Source organism: Micromonospora sp. L5 (genome assembly GCF_000177655.2).
GTDB classification, from domain to species: Bacteria; Actinomycetota; Actinomycetes; order Mycobacteriales; family Micromonosporaceae; genus Micromonospora; species Micromonospora aurantiaca.
Genome location: NC_014815.1, coordinates 835,093 through 850,270 on the forward strand (window position 1 = coordinate 835,093; position 15,178 = coordinate 850,270).

A 15,178-nucleotide genomic window follows, 5' to 3' on the forward strand; every position below is an offset into this window, starting at 1 on the left:
CGAAGACCACCTCGAGCACTGCTACACGGGCCCGGACGGGAAGCGGATCTACGGCAAACCGACCAGCGACTGCCGTCCTGCCGAGAGAAGTGGGGGCGATAGCCACGATCGGAGGCTGACCGCCGACCCGGGACGTGGGTCGTCACTCGCGGACCAGCCCCGGTGGCAGCGCGTCCTCGCCGAGTTGGACCTGGCGGGCGTTGGCCACGGGGTCGCGCTCCAGGGTGTGGATCAGTGGTGCGGGGCCGCCGACGCAGGTCCAGGTGTCGTCCCAGAGCGCGGAGACCAGCCATGACCGGTCGGCGGGGAAGAACAGGTCGGGTAGCGCGCCGTGCGGGTGGCGAATGTGACCACAGGTGCGCCAGGCGAGGGCCTGTTCGGGGCCGGCCTGGACCAGCAAATAGGGCCAGTTCCAGTAGAGCGACACCCTCGGGGCGTCCCGACGACGCGTCGACGTCCTCTGGGCACTCATCCGCGACCGCAAGACCTTCACCCGACCGGCACCGGCAATCCGCGCCGCGGCCTGAACCAGCACGCTCCTCGCCGACGCGACCCCGGTCCTGCCGGCCGGCCCGCCCTGCCCGTCAAGATCAACCGGCGTCACATGGAGATTCCGGGTGTGCTCCTGGGCTGCGACAACAGCGGTCCGGGGATCATGGGTGAACGCGGGCCACTCCCTGCCAGCCCAGGTGAACCCCAGGTCGCTAGACTAGGCGCTCGCGCCCTCGTAGCTCAGGGGATAGAGCATCGGTTTCCTAAAACGACGCTCCGCTTGTGGCCGCAGGCCGATGATCTGCGGCTCTTCGTTTTCTTTCTTGGTGTGCTGGTCGCAGCGCGGCGTAGCTGTGGTCGCTTGCTGAAGATCAGCAGAAGCGCTGTGGCCCCTGTGTGCGTGCTTATCGCTTCTGGCGACCCCTTCCGTAGGGCCGCCTCGGCTTCGTGCCGTCGATGGATGGCGGCGTCGTTGCGTTGGGAAACGTCAGCGGCGTGGTTATCCGCCGACGTGGCTGCCGGGTCGGCGGGTGGGGTCCGACGGGGTGTCGACGCACTCGGGCACCTCGGGACGCGCCGCACCGGGCAGACGCCCGCCGCGATGCGTGCTTGCGGTGTTACGCCCCCGAGCGCGAGTCATCTGCCTGCACCCAACTGATCGCCGCTGCCGGTCCTGATCATCGAGCCGCCCGGTGCCAGCGCCCTCGCGGCAGCGGACAGAGTACCCAGCAACGCCCAAAGGCGCCGAACCGCGTTCGCGGTGACCAGCCGCGGGTCGGGCACCACGTGCGGAGTCGCCGCCGGCAACCCCGACAACAACGCCTTCTCCGCTTTTTGCCATTGTCGCAGGTCGTCACCGCTGGGCTTCTCCGACGTTGCGCCCGACTGCTGGCGGAAAACGGGGACCCGGCGCAGTTCGTGGGCCGCACCTGTCTCCGCATCCGACGTGATCTCCAGCGAGTCGTCGCCTTACGCGCCCCGGCGGAGCCCGTGGGGATCCGGGTCGACGGTTGGGCCGGGCGTGAACCACAATCGGCTGTGCTCGCGAAGATCCTGCCGGAGGGCGTAGCTGTCGCGGAGTTCCTGTGCGACCCGCCCGAAGCGCGTCCGTACCCGCAGGAGGCGGCAGCCGTCGCAGGGGCGGTGCCGGAGCGTCGCCTGGAGTACGCCACCGTCCGGCACTGTGCCCGGCTTGCGCTCACCCAACTGGGACTGCCGCCGGTGGCCGTGCCGAGCGGCCCCGACCGGGCCCCGATCTGGCCGGCCGACATCGCGGGCAGCATGACGCATTGCACAGGGTACCGGGGCGCGGCGCTGGCTCCGGTCACGCTGCTGGACTCGATCGGCATCGACGCCGAGCCGCACGAGCCACTTCCCGACGGACTCCTGCGCCTGATCGCCCGTCCCGACGAGCTGCCCGGTCTCGCCGCCCTGCGCTCGGCCCGACCCGACGTGCATTGGGACCGGCTGACCTTCAGTGCCAAGGAGTCCGTCTACAAGGCATGGTATCCGCTGGTGCGGCGCTGGATCGGCTTCGAGGACGCCAGTTTGCGCTTCGACCCGGTCGCCGAGACCTTCACCGCGACCGTGCACCAAGCGGGGGAGAGCGTCGCCGTCGGCCCGCTGTCCGTGTTGACCGGCCGTTGGCGGATCGTCCGAGCGCTGCTACTCACCGCAGTGGTCGTGACCGGTCAAGACCGTCGGTGTACCGGCGATGCATGACAAGCAAAGTGGTATTGCCCGACACCGGTGCCACTGCCAGCATCATCCGCGTGGAGTTCCCCTCCGGCGACGCTGGTCGGGCTGGAGAAGACGTTCGCGTTCAACCTGTCCGGGTCGAACTCACCGAAGCCGAACGTCCACCGGTTCAGATCGGGCGGGGCCCAGGTCGGTAGCCGGATGCAGGCTGAAGGAGCGGAAGTTGCCGGCCCGCGACATCGCGTGCACCTCGGTCATTCCGGAAGCACCACAGGTATCCACGGCGAACACATCCCCAGCACCGGCGGAGACGGGCGCATGGGCGGTCGCCGGTGCGACCGCGAGGGCACCACCGATCATGAGGGCGATCGCCACTGAGGTTCTCAGACCCTGGTCACGCCACACGCCAGCCTCCTTCTTATAACCGTCCTCAATACGAAATCCAGGCATGCCGATGTCACTGTCCGGAGCGGCCCGGCGCGACATCAACCGCACCGGCCTCGTGTGGCAGGCACACGGTTGGCCTCCGCTCTCGGGGTCGATGCGCTGCTCGACGGGGAGGGCTGGTCGGGATGGGTCGGGCCTGATCTGCGGGCCGACGCCGCGCTGGGGGATGGACTACAGTCGGGCCGCCGGATGACGATGACAGAGCGGGGACTTCGAATGCGCCAGCGGTTGCCCAGGAACCATCAACCCGACGACTCCTGCGGCCGGCCATTTGTGCTCTTCGACCTCGACGGGACGTTGATCCGCCCGGGCTCATCCGTGCAGCGCGCCCACATGGGGGCGATGGCCGACGCGGTGCGGGCCGCCACTGGGCTGCCGATCCTCGACTTCACATACCAGCGCGGTCACCTGTCCTACGCGGGCGTCGACCTGGCCGGTTGCACCGACGCTGGAACGATCCGGGTCATGCTCCGGCGACACCGCGTCTCCGATCGCGACATCGACGGGCTCCTGCCGACGATCGTTGCATCCATGCCGGGGCACCTGGGTCCGCTCGAGGCCGGGGGCCCCGGCGATCTCCTGCCCGGCGTCCGCGTGATGCTCGCCCGACTGCAGGAGGCCGGTATCGCGCTCGGTATGTGTACCGGCAACGCCGCCCCCGTGGCGCGGTGGAAGATGAGCCGGACCAACCTGGCCGACCTGCTCATCGACGGCGGCTTCGGTGACCGTGCGGTCGATCGGGACGACATCGTGGTGGCGGCGTCGGACGCGGTTGCCGGCGGCTGCCGGTGCGGCGTGCTGATCGGCGACACGGTCAAGGACATCACGGCCGCCCACCGAGCAGGGTTGCGCGCGGTCGGGGTGACCACCGGCCCGGCCACGGTCAGTGACCTTCTGGCGGCTGGAGCTGATGCCGTGCTCGACGGGCTTGCCGACGGGTTCGGTCGGGTCGCCGCGCTGCTCGCGCCGGTTGGCCGGGCCGCCCGCGTACCGGCGTAGCCGGCGGGCCGCCGATGGCCACGGACACGAACCGTAAGATGCAACATATGACAAGCGATGGTCGACCCCGGCGACTTGATCTAGACCGGTCGATCGACGACGAGATCCTGCTGCGTACGGTGCCCGGCGCAGTGGATTACCTGTTCGAGGAGCTGCGCACCTTCTCCGGTGCCGAGGTGCGAGTGGTGGCCCGGCGGCGCGACGCACTGCAGCTCTCCTACCGGGGAACGCTGCGTCCGCTGGCCGCGATCCGCTACTTCGACACTGCAGCGATCTGCCTGTACCCGGACCCGGATCGGCGAGTACGGGAATCCACCGAGCGTGGTGTCCTGGCCGCGTTGACCGGCGACTCGCCGCAGATCCAGTTCAGGGTGGGTGACCTGGGTGAGGCGCGCTGGGACATCCGGGACCAGTTCGAGGCCGACCCACACTGGCATAACAGCGCCGGCAACTGGGACATCAACGTCGTCGACTCGCCCGGAGGACTGGTGGGCGAGGTGGGCGAATTGTACCTGACCGAGCGGTTCGGAGCATTGTTGCGGGCACCGGCGTCCACCAATCCGGTGATCGGCGCGGTGATGGTCCGTCTGGCGAAGATCGAAGACGGGCAGACCGTACTCGACCCGTTCTGCGGAGCCGGAACCCTACTGGTACTGGCCGGCGAGATGGCCAAGCCCGGCCTGCTGATCGGCGGCGACGTCCAATCGAGCTGGGCCCGGGCGGCCCGGACCAACGTACACAGCCGCGGGCTGGACGGTTCGCTGCTGAACGTCGACGCCCAGCGTCTGCCGTTCCCCAACGGCTCGATCGACCGGATCATCGCCAACATGCCGTTCGGCAAGCGGGTCGGCACGCACAAACACAACATCCAGATGTACCCGGCGGCACTGGGTGAGATCAGCAGGGTGATGACGCCTCGGGGAAGGGCGGTCCTGCTGACCGAGGACAAGCGTCTGTTCCGGGAGACCGTCCAACGCACGCCCCTGCTACGGGTGATCAAAGAGATCCTTCTTGAGCGGGGCGGGGCCCATCCGTCGGCGTACGTCGTGGTGAAGCGCGGCAACAGTCGGGCGGTTCAGCGCTGATCGGCGCGCCGCGGAATGAAATGGACACGGTGGGGGTCCACGTCGTACAGTGAAAGGTCGACCTCCGCACCGTCTTCGACGTACGCATTGAGCTGCAGGCAACACGTACCGTCGAGGTAGTCGAGGGCGGTGGCTGACGGGGTCGGGTCGTCGTCGAGGTACGCCAACGCGAGCGAGGACAAGCCGGCCAGGTTGACGACCCGTTCGCACACCATCTCGCCGACATCGTTCAGCAGATGGGTGGGGGTCGGCCGGAAACCCAGGCGCACCTTGAAATGCTGCAGGCCAGGCTTCAGGAGTTTGCTGTAGAAGTTGATGTCGTTGCCCAGCGAGAACAGTGCGCGGCCACGGTCACGGGCCCAGTCGGCGGTGACGAGGATCGCCGCTCTGGCCGCACCCAGATCGCGCAGGGCCGGCTCGAAGGCCGCGAAGCGCATCCGGAAGATGTCGAAGTCGGGCATGTCATACATGACCCAGCCGCCAACCAGTCGGCCGTCGCGGTGGACCGTCGCCATCCGGTGTGGCGAGTCGGGTGCGAGGATCTCGTCGCGCGAGTCCCGGGCGATGTTCAGCCCCTGCTCCATGCCGTCGACCATCGAGGTGTAGATGGTCAGCCATGGATCGAACACCTCCGCCTCGATCGTCGGGTGGAACCGGATGTCGAGCCCGTCGAAGGCCGCCAGCGCCTGCCGGGACCGGCGCCGTTCCCGCCCGGACTGGGCCGACAACAAGCTGGCTCGTCCGTCCGGGATCGGGCTGACCCAACTGATCCAGGTCGGCTTCGTGTCGAACATGGGGCGCAGCTGGTCGGCCGGGTAGCGGACGGCCGTCTGAATCATGTTGACGTCGTCCGGTGGGGTGAGCCCGCCGGCCACAAGCTGATCCGCCTCGGCGTCGGTGAGCTGCAGGATCTGCATACCCGCGAAGGTCATCCGTTCCATGTCACGCCTCCACCGCGTCGCGGAGCCGGTCGGTGGTGTCCGCGCCGGCAGCCAGGCCGAGGCATCTCAGGACCAGGCCCAGACCCCGGTCGCCGCCTGGATGCGGCGGCAGCAGCAGGGTCGGCATGCCGAACCGGATGGCCGCGCCGTCGGAGTACGGGTCGTCCCCGACCATCAGGCACTGCTCGGCCTGCACCCCGAGCGCCTGGGCGGCCGTCGTGAACATGAGCTGCTGCGGCTTCTCGATCCCCAGCTCGCAGGACAGCACGTAGGCGTCGATGAGATCGTGGATGTTCGCCCGAACGAAGTGCCGCCGCAGGTCCCACCCGATGTTGCTCACCACAGCCAGCCGTAGTCCGGCCGCATGCATGGTCCGTAGCGTCGAGGCCGTGTCGGAAAAGACCTCCCACGTGGCCTCCGCCACCAGCTGCGCGTAGAGCGCATCGGCCAACTTCTCCGACATCCCGGCCATGCGGTACCTGGTGATCAGGGCGGTCCGGTGGGCCTGCGGCGAGCGGTCCCGCACCTCCTCCATCGCGATCACGGTGGGATCGGACATCGTCTGCTGGAACCGCCGGGCCAGATCAGCGGCTTGATCCTCGGTCATCGACTCACCGGCTGATTCGGCCGCCCGCAGATACGGGCCGTAGCCCGGCGGCATGGCGAACAGCGTGCCGCCGAAGTCGAGCAGTACCGCGCGGATGTCAGTCATCGATTGCCCCCGAAGCGATGGATGTGGCCGACTCGATCAGGCTGACTAGCCGCGCCGGGCTCTCCACCGGGCGGCGGCCGTCGGTGGCGATCCAGTTCACCCACGAGGTCGGCTGCATGATCAGCTACCGTACCCGGAGCCGGCCGGTCCGCGCGCACGTCTTCATGGGTGCCGTAGCCGGCCAGGACGTCCGCCGTCCGCCGTGGATCCTCGGCCCTCACCGCGGACGGCCTCGGCTGTCGGTGCCTGGGTCCCGCTTGAGTGATGTGGACGCCCGCCTGGTCCAGCAGCTGCATCCGGCCATTATGCCGATCCGGGGCCGGCGTCGGCGGGGGCCGCCGATAGCAGCGAGTGTATGTATCCTCCGTCTGACGGCACCCAGATCACGGGCTGACCGCAGTACGGGGAGGCTGATTGTCCTGGCGAACCTCGAGTTCTTTGCTGCTCGCCACCGGGACGGCACCGAGAGCGCGATCGCCCAGGTGGCCAGCGAGTTCGGCGTGGAGTGCGGGAGTCTTGGTGCCCAGCAGTCGCTGCGACCGGTGTATGTCGACCCGGTGGCCCGGTACGCGTTCCTGGCCCGAATACGCGAGGTGTTCGGGTCGGGCGACCTCGCCGCGTGCTTCGATGAGCACAGCACGATCGCAACGCTCAGTGTCCACCTACGACGGCACGCAGACCGGCGATGGTGCCTGCAGCCCGCGCCGACCGTCACCCCTCCGGACGCCCCGACGATCTACTACATCCATTCCGCGTCAGGCAACGCGTTCGCGCTGGGTGCCGCCCGACCGGCACTACCCGCCCGGATCGTCGGCATCCGCGCGGCCGGGATCGAAGGCGAGTGCCCGATTCCGACCACGGTGCGGGGCTTCGTCGAGTACTACATTCCGCAGCTGAAGGCGTTCCAGCCACGTGGACCGTACCGGCTCTGTGGGTTCTCGGCTGGCGGCACGATCGCCCATGCGATCGCTGTCGAACTGCTGGCGGCCGGCGACGAGGTCGACCTGCTCGCGCTGTTCGACAGCGAGCCGCCCGCGCGAGACCGGGCGCCGCTGTCACAGTCGGACGTCATCCGGTACCGACTGATCGGGTTGCTGCGGCGTACCGGTTATCCGATCACCTATGACGATCAGCCGCCGACCATCGCCGAGGGGCACGCAATTCTGCAGGAGCGGCAGGCTTATCCGTTGGACACGAACGCGGATTCGCTGCGCTGTCGGCTTGAGGTGTTCGCTCGCACCCTGCAGGCCACCGCCACCCACGAGCCGGGCTGGTTTCCCGGTGACGCGCATTTCTTCCTCGGCGCCCACCCGGCCGACGTGACGGAACGATGGCGCCGCCACGTTGGCCGGCTGCACACCTACTACGTCGGGGGTGAGCACTTCGAACACAAGCTGTTCGCCGACCCGCGATTCAACGGACCGTTCTCGGCGCTCCTGCGGAACGTGTCCGGGCGCGGCCGCCCTGCGGGCCCACGTGGGCTCACCGCGCCGCTGACCGGTCGGCAACTGGCGATCTGGGCCACGACGGCCGTCCGGGGCGCGCCCACACCTCCGGTGGCGGTCCGGCTGAGCCTGCCAACGGGTGTCACTCCGGCCGACGTCCGGAGCGCGGTCGACCAGTTGGTCGCCCGGCACGCGGCCCTGCGCACCGAGATCGAGGTCCTTGACGGCGTTCCTGTGCAGCGCATCCATCCTCCGCAGCATCCGGCGCTGACCCGCGCGGTCGACGCGGTCACCGCCGCCGACGCCGGACCGCCTTCGGCGCCGGGCCCGTTTCCGTTGTGGGACCTCCGCCTGTCCGACCGTGGCGGGCCGGCCGTCGAGGTACGCATTGATCACACCGTCGCCGACGGCCGTGCGGTGGCGGTGCTCGCCGAAGATCTTCAGCGGTTGCTGGCCGGGACGTCGGACACCACCCAGGCGGCAGCCGACAGCACGGTGCGCTACGCCGACCTCGCGTTGCGGGACCGGCAGTCGCTCGACCCGCGACGAAACAGTGGTCCCCACGAGTTCTGGTCCGAGCGGCTGGCGGACGCAGTCGGGCGGTTGGTGCCCCCGGGCCGACCGGCACCGGCGCGGTGGGTTCCGGTGGTGGATGCGCCGCGCACCTGGACCCAGCTGGACGGTGTCGGGCACGCCGCCGACGCCAGCCCGGCGGTCGTCCGGTTGGCGGTATCGGCCCTTGCGCTGTCGCGGCTGACCGGGTGCACCGACCTGACGATCGGCATCCTGGCCGACTTCCGTACGCCGGCGACGAGGGACCTCGTGGGTTGCCTGGTCGGGGTCCTGCCGATCCGTGTCCGGGTCCAGTCAGGCCGGTCGTTCGTGGACCTGGTCAACGAGTGCCAGGAGCAGTTCGAAGATGCCGCGGCGCACAGCGGAGTGGGTTACGACTCGATCGTCGAGGCGTCGCGGCGCGGCGCCAACGGGCCGGGCATTCAGCTCGACGTGCTGCTCAACCATCTGCCCGAGCCGGAGATCGTGCACGGTGCGGTCCGGGTTCACGAGCACCACCTCGGGGCGGGCTTTCCGTTGACGATCGCGTCCCGCGGCACTGGCGAGCGGACGAGCATCGCCCTGATCAACGGGACCACTGGGCTGAGCGATCGGCAACTGGGCCGTTGGGCCGAAGCGTTCGGCCTGCTGGCGGCGGACGCGGCCGCCCGCCCGCACGTCGAACTGCGGCACTTGCGCTCGGCCGTGACTACCGATCGGGCCCCGGCGACCCGGGCCGAGGTGCCGGTAGCGGTGAACGATGTGATGGAGCGGTTCGTCGCGGCCGCGACGGCCGGGCCGGACCGGGTGGCCGTGGTTGATCGCGGTCGCGAATTGACGTATCGGCAACTGCAGGAGGCGGCGGGAAGCGCCGTCGAATCTCTGCGCGCGGCCGGCGTGCGACCGGGCGATCGGATCGGCCTGTACGCGCATCGGGGTGCCGAGTTCGTGATCGGGCTGGTGGCGGCCCTGTCCGTCGGAGCGGTGGCCGTCCCGCTCGATCCCGGCCAGCCGTCGGCCCGGTGCCAGGCGTGCTGTGAGATCGCTCGGCCCCGGTTGGTGATGTCGGTGGGCGCGACCGTCGACGAGGCGACCTCCCGCTACCTGGCCAACGCCGGCGTGCCCCAGCTCGAGGTCGATCCGACCCGGCGTGCCCGGCCTGCCTCGCCACTGCCCGCCATCCCGGAGGCCGGCTACGTCTTCTTCACCTCGGGCACGACCGGCCAACCCAAGGGTGTCCTGGGCGCGCGGGCCGGCCTGAGTCACTTCCTGCAGTGGCAGGCCACCCAGTTCCGGTTCGGCGCCACCGACCGGGTCGGCGCGATCACCGGGATCACCTTCGACGTCGTGCTGCGCGAGGTGCTGACCGTGCTCACCGTCGGCGGCACCGTCGTGTTCGGCGACCCGCTGCAAACCGGTGAGCAGATCCGGGACTGGGTGCGGGCTGACTCGGTCACCGTGCTGCACGTTGTGCCGTCACTGGCCCGCACCTGGTTGGACACCTGCGACGGTCCCGGTGAGACGCCGCTGCGGCTGGTGTTCTTCGCCGGCGAACCGTTGCAGGCCGACGACGTGCGGCGGTGGAAGGCTGCGTTCGGCCCGCAATGCCGGGTGATCAACCTGTACGGGCCGACGGAAACCACACTGGCGAAGTTCTGGTACGAGGTTGAGGATGCCTGCCTGGACCCGTTGCCGGTCGGTTGGCCGCTGCCGGAAACCGAACTCGCGGTGGTGGCGTCCGACGGCCGGCGATGCGGCACCGATGAGCCTGGTGAGGTGTGGATCGGCACGCGGTACCGGTCGCTGGGCTATCTCGGCGCCACCGCAGATCCGGCGAGCAGGCTTCCGGGTGAGGCGGCGACCGAGCCGCCGTGGTACCGGACCGGTGACCTCGGTTCGTACGACTATGACGGTCGGCTGTTTCTGCGCGGTCGGCTGGACGACCAGGTGAAGGTGAACGGGGTGCGGATCGAGCTCGCGGAGCTGACCACACTGCTGCGCGGCCTCCCCGGCGTCCGCGATGCCGTCGTCGTCCCGCGGCCCAACGCCGCCGGCACCGAACTTGTCGCCTTTCTGGTCAGCGACGGAACGAACTGGGCAGCGACCCGGGCCAGCGCCGCCGCGGCCGTCGCCCGGTGGATGCCGGCCGGGGTGGCACCGTCCCGCTTCGCCCGCATCGACTCCCTTCCCCTACGCCCCAGCGGCAAGGTGGACCGGGAGGCCTTGCTCGCCGCCCTACCCGAAGCGGTACCGAACCCACCCGACGTCCAGTGGTCCCCGGCCGAGGCCCGGGTTCGAGCGATCTGGGCCGAGATCATCGGTAACCCCGGAGCCGGCCCCGATGACAGCTTCTTCTCGGCTGGCGGCGACTCGCTGGCCGCGGTACGACTGGCCGCGCGGCTCAGTGCGGAGTCGGGCGTACCGGTGGCCCCGGCGGACTGCCTGCTCCACCCGACGGTGGCGACGCAGGCGGCGTTGCTCACCGCGGCTACCAGAGGTCGAGAACGCCCTTGATCCGTGAGGCGTGCTCCAGCCGGCGCAGCACGATCAGACCGACCACCAGGTACCCCGCCCCAACCAGGAGCTCGACGCCCAGGTCGGGCAGGACGGCGCCGAAGGTCTGACCGTGCTCCAGATCCCGGGCGGCGGCCAGGCCGTGGGTGAGCGGCAGCCCCGAGGAGACAACGCGCAGCCAGTCGGGCAGCCGATCAAGCGGAATGTTGGCTCCGGTCAGGCCGAGCAGGATCATGTTCACCAGGTTGGAGCCGATGAAGACGTCGCGGTACCGCAGGCCCAGCGACCCGACCAGAACGCCGAGCGCGGTACACGACGTCACGCTGAAGAGCAGCGCCACGAAGATCGGGCCGAGCGTCGCGTACGGCACCCGGACTCCCGTGATGAGCGAGCCCACCAGCAGGCAGAACGTCGAGACCAGCAGCCCGTTGAGGATGATCGGGGCACCCCGGCCGAGGAAGACGGCGATGCGGCTGGCCCCGGTCGCCAGGATCGGCGCCAGTGTTCGGGTCGACCGCTCGTTGGCGATCGCCATGGTCATACCGAAGATCGTGGCCGTCGTGCAAGTCTGGAACGCGTTGCCCACCAGGTAGAACTGCTTGCTCTCGACGCCGTACCGGCTGCCCGTCGTCACGAAGAACACGATCTGCAGCAATGGGCCCAGCAACATGATGGGGATGTAGGCGCTAGGCGCGATCCAGTTGAACAGCGCACGGTAGCCCAACGTGCCCGACGCGATCGCCAGTCGCACAGTCTTCACAGCAGCTCCAGCGTTCCACGGACCCGGGCCACGAACATGGTCCGCCGGACCAGGAATTGGCCGATCACGAAGTAGACGGCGGATATTCCCAGGGCCCAACCGACCGACTGCAGTGCCGCTTCGCCGTGCAGCGCCTGGTCCAGCGCCCGGTTGCTCCAGGTCGGGGCGAGCGCGTACGACAGTGGCCGCAGCACCGCCGGCAGGTCCTCGACCGGCGTCACGAACCCGCACAGCAACCAGATCGGGTAGCTGAGCAAGTTGGTGATGACGTTCGACTGGGGATACAGGGCGAGCAGGTTGGCCAGCAGTACACCGAGCAGGCCAACCGCGATCAGTGCGCTAAGCAGCGCGATGAGTATCATCGGGAGAGCCGACAGGCCTGGCAGCGATACCGAGAACGCGAAGACGCCGAGCAGGGTTGCTACGCCCATGGCGTACAGGCCGTGCACGGAGCTGCCGATGCCGACGCCGGTCAGCATGGCGTAGAACGGGGCCGGCGACGACGCGAGGTGGGCCAGCGTGCCCTCGGCCCGCATCGACTGGAACATGTTCGCCGAGCCGAACAGCGCGGCGCTCCAGATTCCGATCTGGGCGACCCCACCGACGACGCTGAGCCGGTCGGTGTCCGAGCCGGCGGTCGCCATCACGATCAGCGCGATGACCAGAGGCTCGCCGAGCACAGCGAGCAGGAAGAAGCCGGACGCGCTGATGGTGCGTAGCTGCAACCGGGCCATCACGAAGGCGGTCGACAGCCAGCCGCTGCCGGGGCTCACGCCGATACCTGGTTCCGGACGGCGTCTCCCTGCCGCTGGGCCTCCGCCAACCGCGTCACGTACGCATCCTCGAGGTTCGGTGCCCGGGTGACCACGCGGCCGATCCGAACGCCGGCCAGCAGCTGGTGAATCGCCGCCTCGGTCCGCTCGTGGTCGTGGGTCTGGACCTCGAGAAGCTGCGCGGCGCCACGGTGACCGGCCGTCACGGCGACTACCGAGGGCAAGGCCTCGATCCGGGCGATCACGTCGTCAGGCACACCGAACGCCTCGACGTCAAGGATCCGCAGGCCCTCATCGGTCCGCTTCAGCTCCTGTGGCGTGCCGCGCGCGATGATCAGACCCTGATAGATGATGGCGATCTGGTCGGAGAGCTCGTCGGCCTCGAACATGTAGTGCGTCGTGAGCAGGATGGTGGTGCCGGCCGAGCGCAACCGGGCCACGACCTCGCGCAGTTCGCGGGCGCCAACCGGGTCGATGCCGTTGGTGGGCTCGTCGAGGAACAGCACCTCGGGGCGGTGCAGCATGCCGCGGGCAAGCTGCAGCCGTTGCCTCATGCCACGCGAGTAACCTTCGACCCGGCGGTCGGCGTCGGCGGTCAGGCCGACAACGTCGACCATCTCGTCGATGCGACGCTTCTGTTCGCGATGGTCCAGCCCGTACAGATGGGCGAACAACCGCAGGTTGTCACGACCGGAGAGACGCTCGTAGACCCCGCGGTCGCCGCCCAGCACCAGCCCGATCCGTTGGCGGACCGCCTGTGCCCGCGACACGACGTCGAACCCAGCCACCTTCACCGCTCCGGCGCTCGGTACCAGCAGAGTCGACAGCACTTTGATCAGCGTCGTCTTGCCGGACCCGTTGGGCCCCAGCAGGCCGAACAGCGTGCCCCGCTCGATGTCGAGGTCGATGCCCCTCAGCGCGGGCCGGTAGGTGACGCGGCCGAGCCGCAACGTGGACGATGTGTAGCCACGTTCCAGCTTGCGGATGCTTACCGCAGCGGCGTCCGAGCCGGCCAATTGCGCCTCCAGTGCATCGGGGTGTCCACGGCCGCTCCACGCCGGCCGCTACGCCTGATCGGTCACGACCAACTCAGCCTGAATCGCGGCGACAAGGCTGCTGAGCGTGCGGTTGTTGGCAATCAACCGGAAGCGTAGCCGGTGGCCGAGAGAGCGGCTGACCTTGGCCATCAGTTCGGCCGCACGTAGCGAGTCCCCGCCGATCTTGAAGAAGTCGGCGTCCGGCGCGGCACTTCCCGGCCCCAGCAGCTCGGTCCAGGCCGCCACGACGACCGTTTCGACATCGGCCGTCGCCCCGCCGGTGCGCTCGTGCATCCCCCGCCTCGCTCCCCCCGTGGTCACCGCGCCCGGCTCGCAGGCCCTGCTTGTATAACAGATGCTCTTGGGAGCGACAACTGCGCCTCTCAGCGATGAACGCCGGATCGCGGAAGTCCACACTGGCTCACATCTATCGAGATAAATCGATTCCGTCGGGGCGCCATGGCGACCGTGGCGGGGGTAGCATGGCCCAAATCTCCTGGTGGGCGCGGGCCGCGGGTGGCCGCGATGCCCAAGACGCAGGGCAGCCAGTCAGTAGCGAAGGTTGGTCAGAATGCACATGGACAGCGAGACCCGGGTCAGCAATCGTGAGCTGAACATCCGCGAGTTCGAGCGGCGCCAGGCGGTCCTGTCGAGCCTTCCCCGGGTGTTGTTCGTCGAGTTAACGGAGAACTGCAACCTGTCCTGCACGATGTGTCGCTCCAACGGCCCGTTCGACCGCAGCCGCAACATGAGTCCGGAGCTGTTCGATGCGGTCGCGGCCGAGCTGTTCCCGACGGCGGAGATCGTCGACCTCCGCGGCTGGGGCGAAAGCACGGTTCTGAAGGACTTCCCCGCCTACGTGGAGAAGGCGCTCGACTACGGTGTCCGGCTCCGCCTGGTGACCAACCTGACCGTGCCGAACGAGGTGCTGTGGCGTCGGTTGGTGAGTACGCGATCGTTGATCGCGGTCTCGTTCGACGCCGCCGAGCCCGAGACGTTCGCCGCTCTCCGACCGGGTGCCAAGCTGAACGTCATCCTGCGGAACCTGGAGATTCTGGCCGATGAGGCGGCGGTCAGCGGCGTCGGCACCGCCGGCATCCACTTGAACGTCGTGGTTCAGCCGGCCGCCATCGCGGAACTGACCGGCATCGTGCGACACGCCGCTCGGTTGGGCATCCGGGTCCACCTGAACCCGCTGTCCACCGGACACGACGACCCTGACAACCTGCGGTTCCACCGGGCCGAGATGTCCGCCGCGCTGGCCGAGATGGCCGCGGTAGCGGAAGCGGAACAGGTCGACGTTCAGCTCAACACCGCCCTCGACCCGTCCTGGTCGTTAATGGAGCACGCCGACAAGACTTGCACCCATCCGTGGATGTACTGCTACGTCAACTACCGGGGCCAGGTCGGCTTCTGCGATCATCTGATCGGCGTGCCCGACCAGCAGTACCTGCTGGGCGATCTGACCACGCACTCGTTCGCGGAGATCTGGAACGGCGAACTCTATCAACGGCTGCGCACCGAGCACAGCGGCGGCGTCCTGTCCAACCGTTTCGAGGAGTGCCGGTGGTGTTATCGCAATCGGTACATCGACTTCGATGAGGAGTCGTACCCGCCGTACGCCGAGCATCGGGTGATGCTCGACCAGGCCAGTTGCAAAGGTTTCACGGTCGGGCCCGATGAACCGCACCGACGGGTCCTGCCACTGACCGTCAACGCCTGA

At 68.9% G+C, this 15,178-nt stretch carries 14 protein-coding genes; 5 read left to right on the forward strand and 9 right to left on the reverse strand.

All coding sequences use genetic code 11. The features are described 5' to 3' along the window. Window positions 1-142 precede the first annotated feature (142 nt). Entirely contained in the window at window positions 143-472 is a 330-nt protein-coding gene (locus tag ML5_RS04195; protein WP_236619357.1) for a hypothetical protein, read from the reverse strand. 1,058 nt (window positions 473-1,530) lie between these two features. Here ML5_RS04195 and ML5_RS32690 point away from each other — a divergent pair. Continuing rightward, entirely contained in the window at window positions 1,531-2,214 is a 684-nt protein-coding gene (locus tag ML5_RS32690) for a 4'-phosphopantetheinyl transferase (protein ID WP_236619358.1), read from the forward strand. 120 nt (window positions 2,215-2,334) lie between these two features. Here ML5_RS32690 and ML5_RS04205 read toward each other — a convergent pair whose 3' ends face one another. Then, complete coding sequence (locus ML5_RS04205) at window positions 2,335-2,685, reverse strand: hypothetical protein (RefSeq protein WP_041784087.1); 351 nt, start codon at window positions 2,683-2,685, stop codon at window positions 2,335-2,337. A gap of 168 nt (window positions 2,686-2,853) precedes the next feature. Between ML5_RS04205 and ML5_RS31140 the strand changes: the two genes are divergently transcribed. Both ML5_RS31140 and ML5_RS04215 read left to right on the forward strand, forming a co-directional pair. After that, window positions 2,854-3,636 (forward strand): HAD family hydrolase, encoded by a 783-nt coding sequence (locus ML5_RS31140; protein ID WP_013473829.1) that lies wholly within the window; start codon window positions 2,854-2,856, stop codon window positions 3,634-3,636. A gap of 47 nt (window positions 3,637-3,683) precedes the next feature. After that, window positions 3,684-4,721 (forward strand): TRM11 family methyltransferase, encoded by a 1,038-nt coding sequence (locus ML5_RS04215; protein ID WP_143766925.1) that lies wholly within the window; start codon window positions 3,684-3,686, stop codon window positions 4,719-4,721. Here the strand turns inward: ML5_RS04215 and ML5_RS04220 are convergent. Genes ML5_RS04220 through ML5_RS33060 form a run of 3 tightly spaced genes read right to left on the reverse strand, consistent with a single transcriptional unit; the run spans window position 4,712 to window position 6,492 of the window. Next, window positions 4,712-5,662 (reverse strand): hypothetical protein, encoded by a 951-nt coding sequence (locus ML5_RS04220; RefSeq protein WP_013473831.1) that lies wholly within the window; start codon window positions 5,660-5,662, stop codon window positions 4,712-4,714. The two genes, ML5_RS04215 and ML5_RS04220, sit on opposite strands and share 10 nt — an antisense overlap. A 1-nt stretch (window position 5,663) precedes the next feature. Beyond that, window positions 5,664-6,374, reverse strand: coding sequence for an HAD family hydrolase (locus ML5_RS31145; protein WP_013473832.1), 711 nt, complete (start codon window positions 6,372-6,374; stop codon window positions 5,664-5,666). Then, on the reverse strand, window positions 6,367-6,492 hold the full coding sequence (locus ML5_RS33060; protein WP_255348694.1) for a hypothetical protein: 126 nt from the start codon (window positions 6,490-6,492) through the stop codon (window positions 6,367-6,369). Before ML5_RS33060 ends, ML5_RS31145 begins: the two co-directional genes overlap by 8 nt. Before the next feature lie 364 nt (window positions 6,493-6,856). On the opposite strand from ML5_RS33060, the gene ML5_RS04230 reads away from it, so the two are divergent. After that, a complete protein-coding gene (locus ML5_RS04230) occupies window positions 6,857-10,885 on the forward strand; it encodes a non-ribosomal peptide synthetase (protein ID WP_168168210.1) in 4,029 nt (1,342 codons plus the stop codon). On the opposite strand, the gene ML5_RS04235 is transcribed toward ML5_RS04230, so the two are convergent. The 4 genes from ML5_RS04235 to ML5_RS04250 are packed head-to-tail and all read right to left on the reverse strand — an operon-like array spanning window position 10,860 to window position 13,749. Beyond that, a complete protein-coding gene (locus ML5_RS04235; RefSeq protein ID WP_013473834.1) occupies window positions 10,860-11,645 on the reverse strand; it encodes an ABC transporter permease in 786 nt (261 codons plus the stop codon). The two genes, ML5_RS04230 and ML5_RS04235, sit on opposite strands and share 26 nt — an antisense overlap. After that, complete coding sequence (locus ML5_RS04240) at window positions 11,642-12,418, reverse strand: ABC transporter permease (protein WP_013473835.1); 777 nt, start codon at window positions 12,416-12,418, stop codon at window positions 11,642-11,644. Before ML5_RS04240 ends, ML5_RS04235 begins: the two co-directional genes overlap by 4 nt. Further along, on the reverse strand, window positions 12,415-13,434 hold the full coding sequence (locus ML5_RS04245) for an ABC transporter ATP-binding protein (protein ID WP_013473836.1): 1,020 nt from the start codon (window positions 13,432-13,434) through the stop codon (window positions 12,415-12,417). The genes ML5_RS04240 and ML5_RS04245 overlap by 4 nt, the downstream gene beginning before the upstream one ends. Window positions 13,435-13,482: 48 nt before the next feature. After that, window positions 13,483-13,749 carry an acyl carrier protein gene (locus ML5_RS04250; protein ID WP_041784091.1) on the reverse strand — a complete coding sequence of 89 codons (267 nt, stop codon included), beginning with the start codon at window positions 13,747-13,749 and terminating at the stop codon, window positions 13,483-13,485. A 277-nt stretch (window positions 13,750-14,026) separates the two neighbouring features. Here ML5_RS04250 and ML5_RS04255 point away from each other — a divergent pair, with 277 nt between their 5' ends. Next, window positions 14,027-15,178 carry a radical SAM protein gene (locus tag ML5_RS04255; RefSeq protein ID WP_013473837.1) on the forward strand — a complete coding sequence of 384 codons (1,152 nt, stop codon included), beginning with the start codon at window positions 14,027-14,029 and terminating at the stop codon, window positions 15,176-15,178.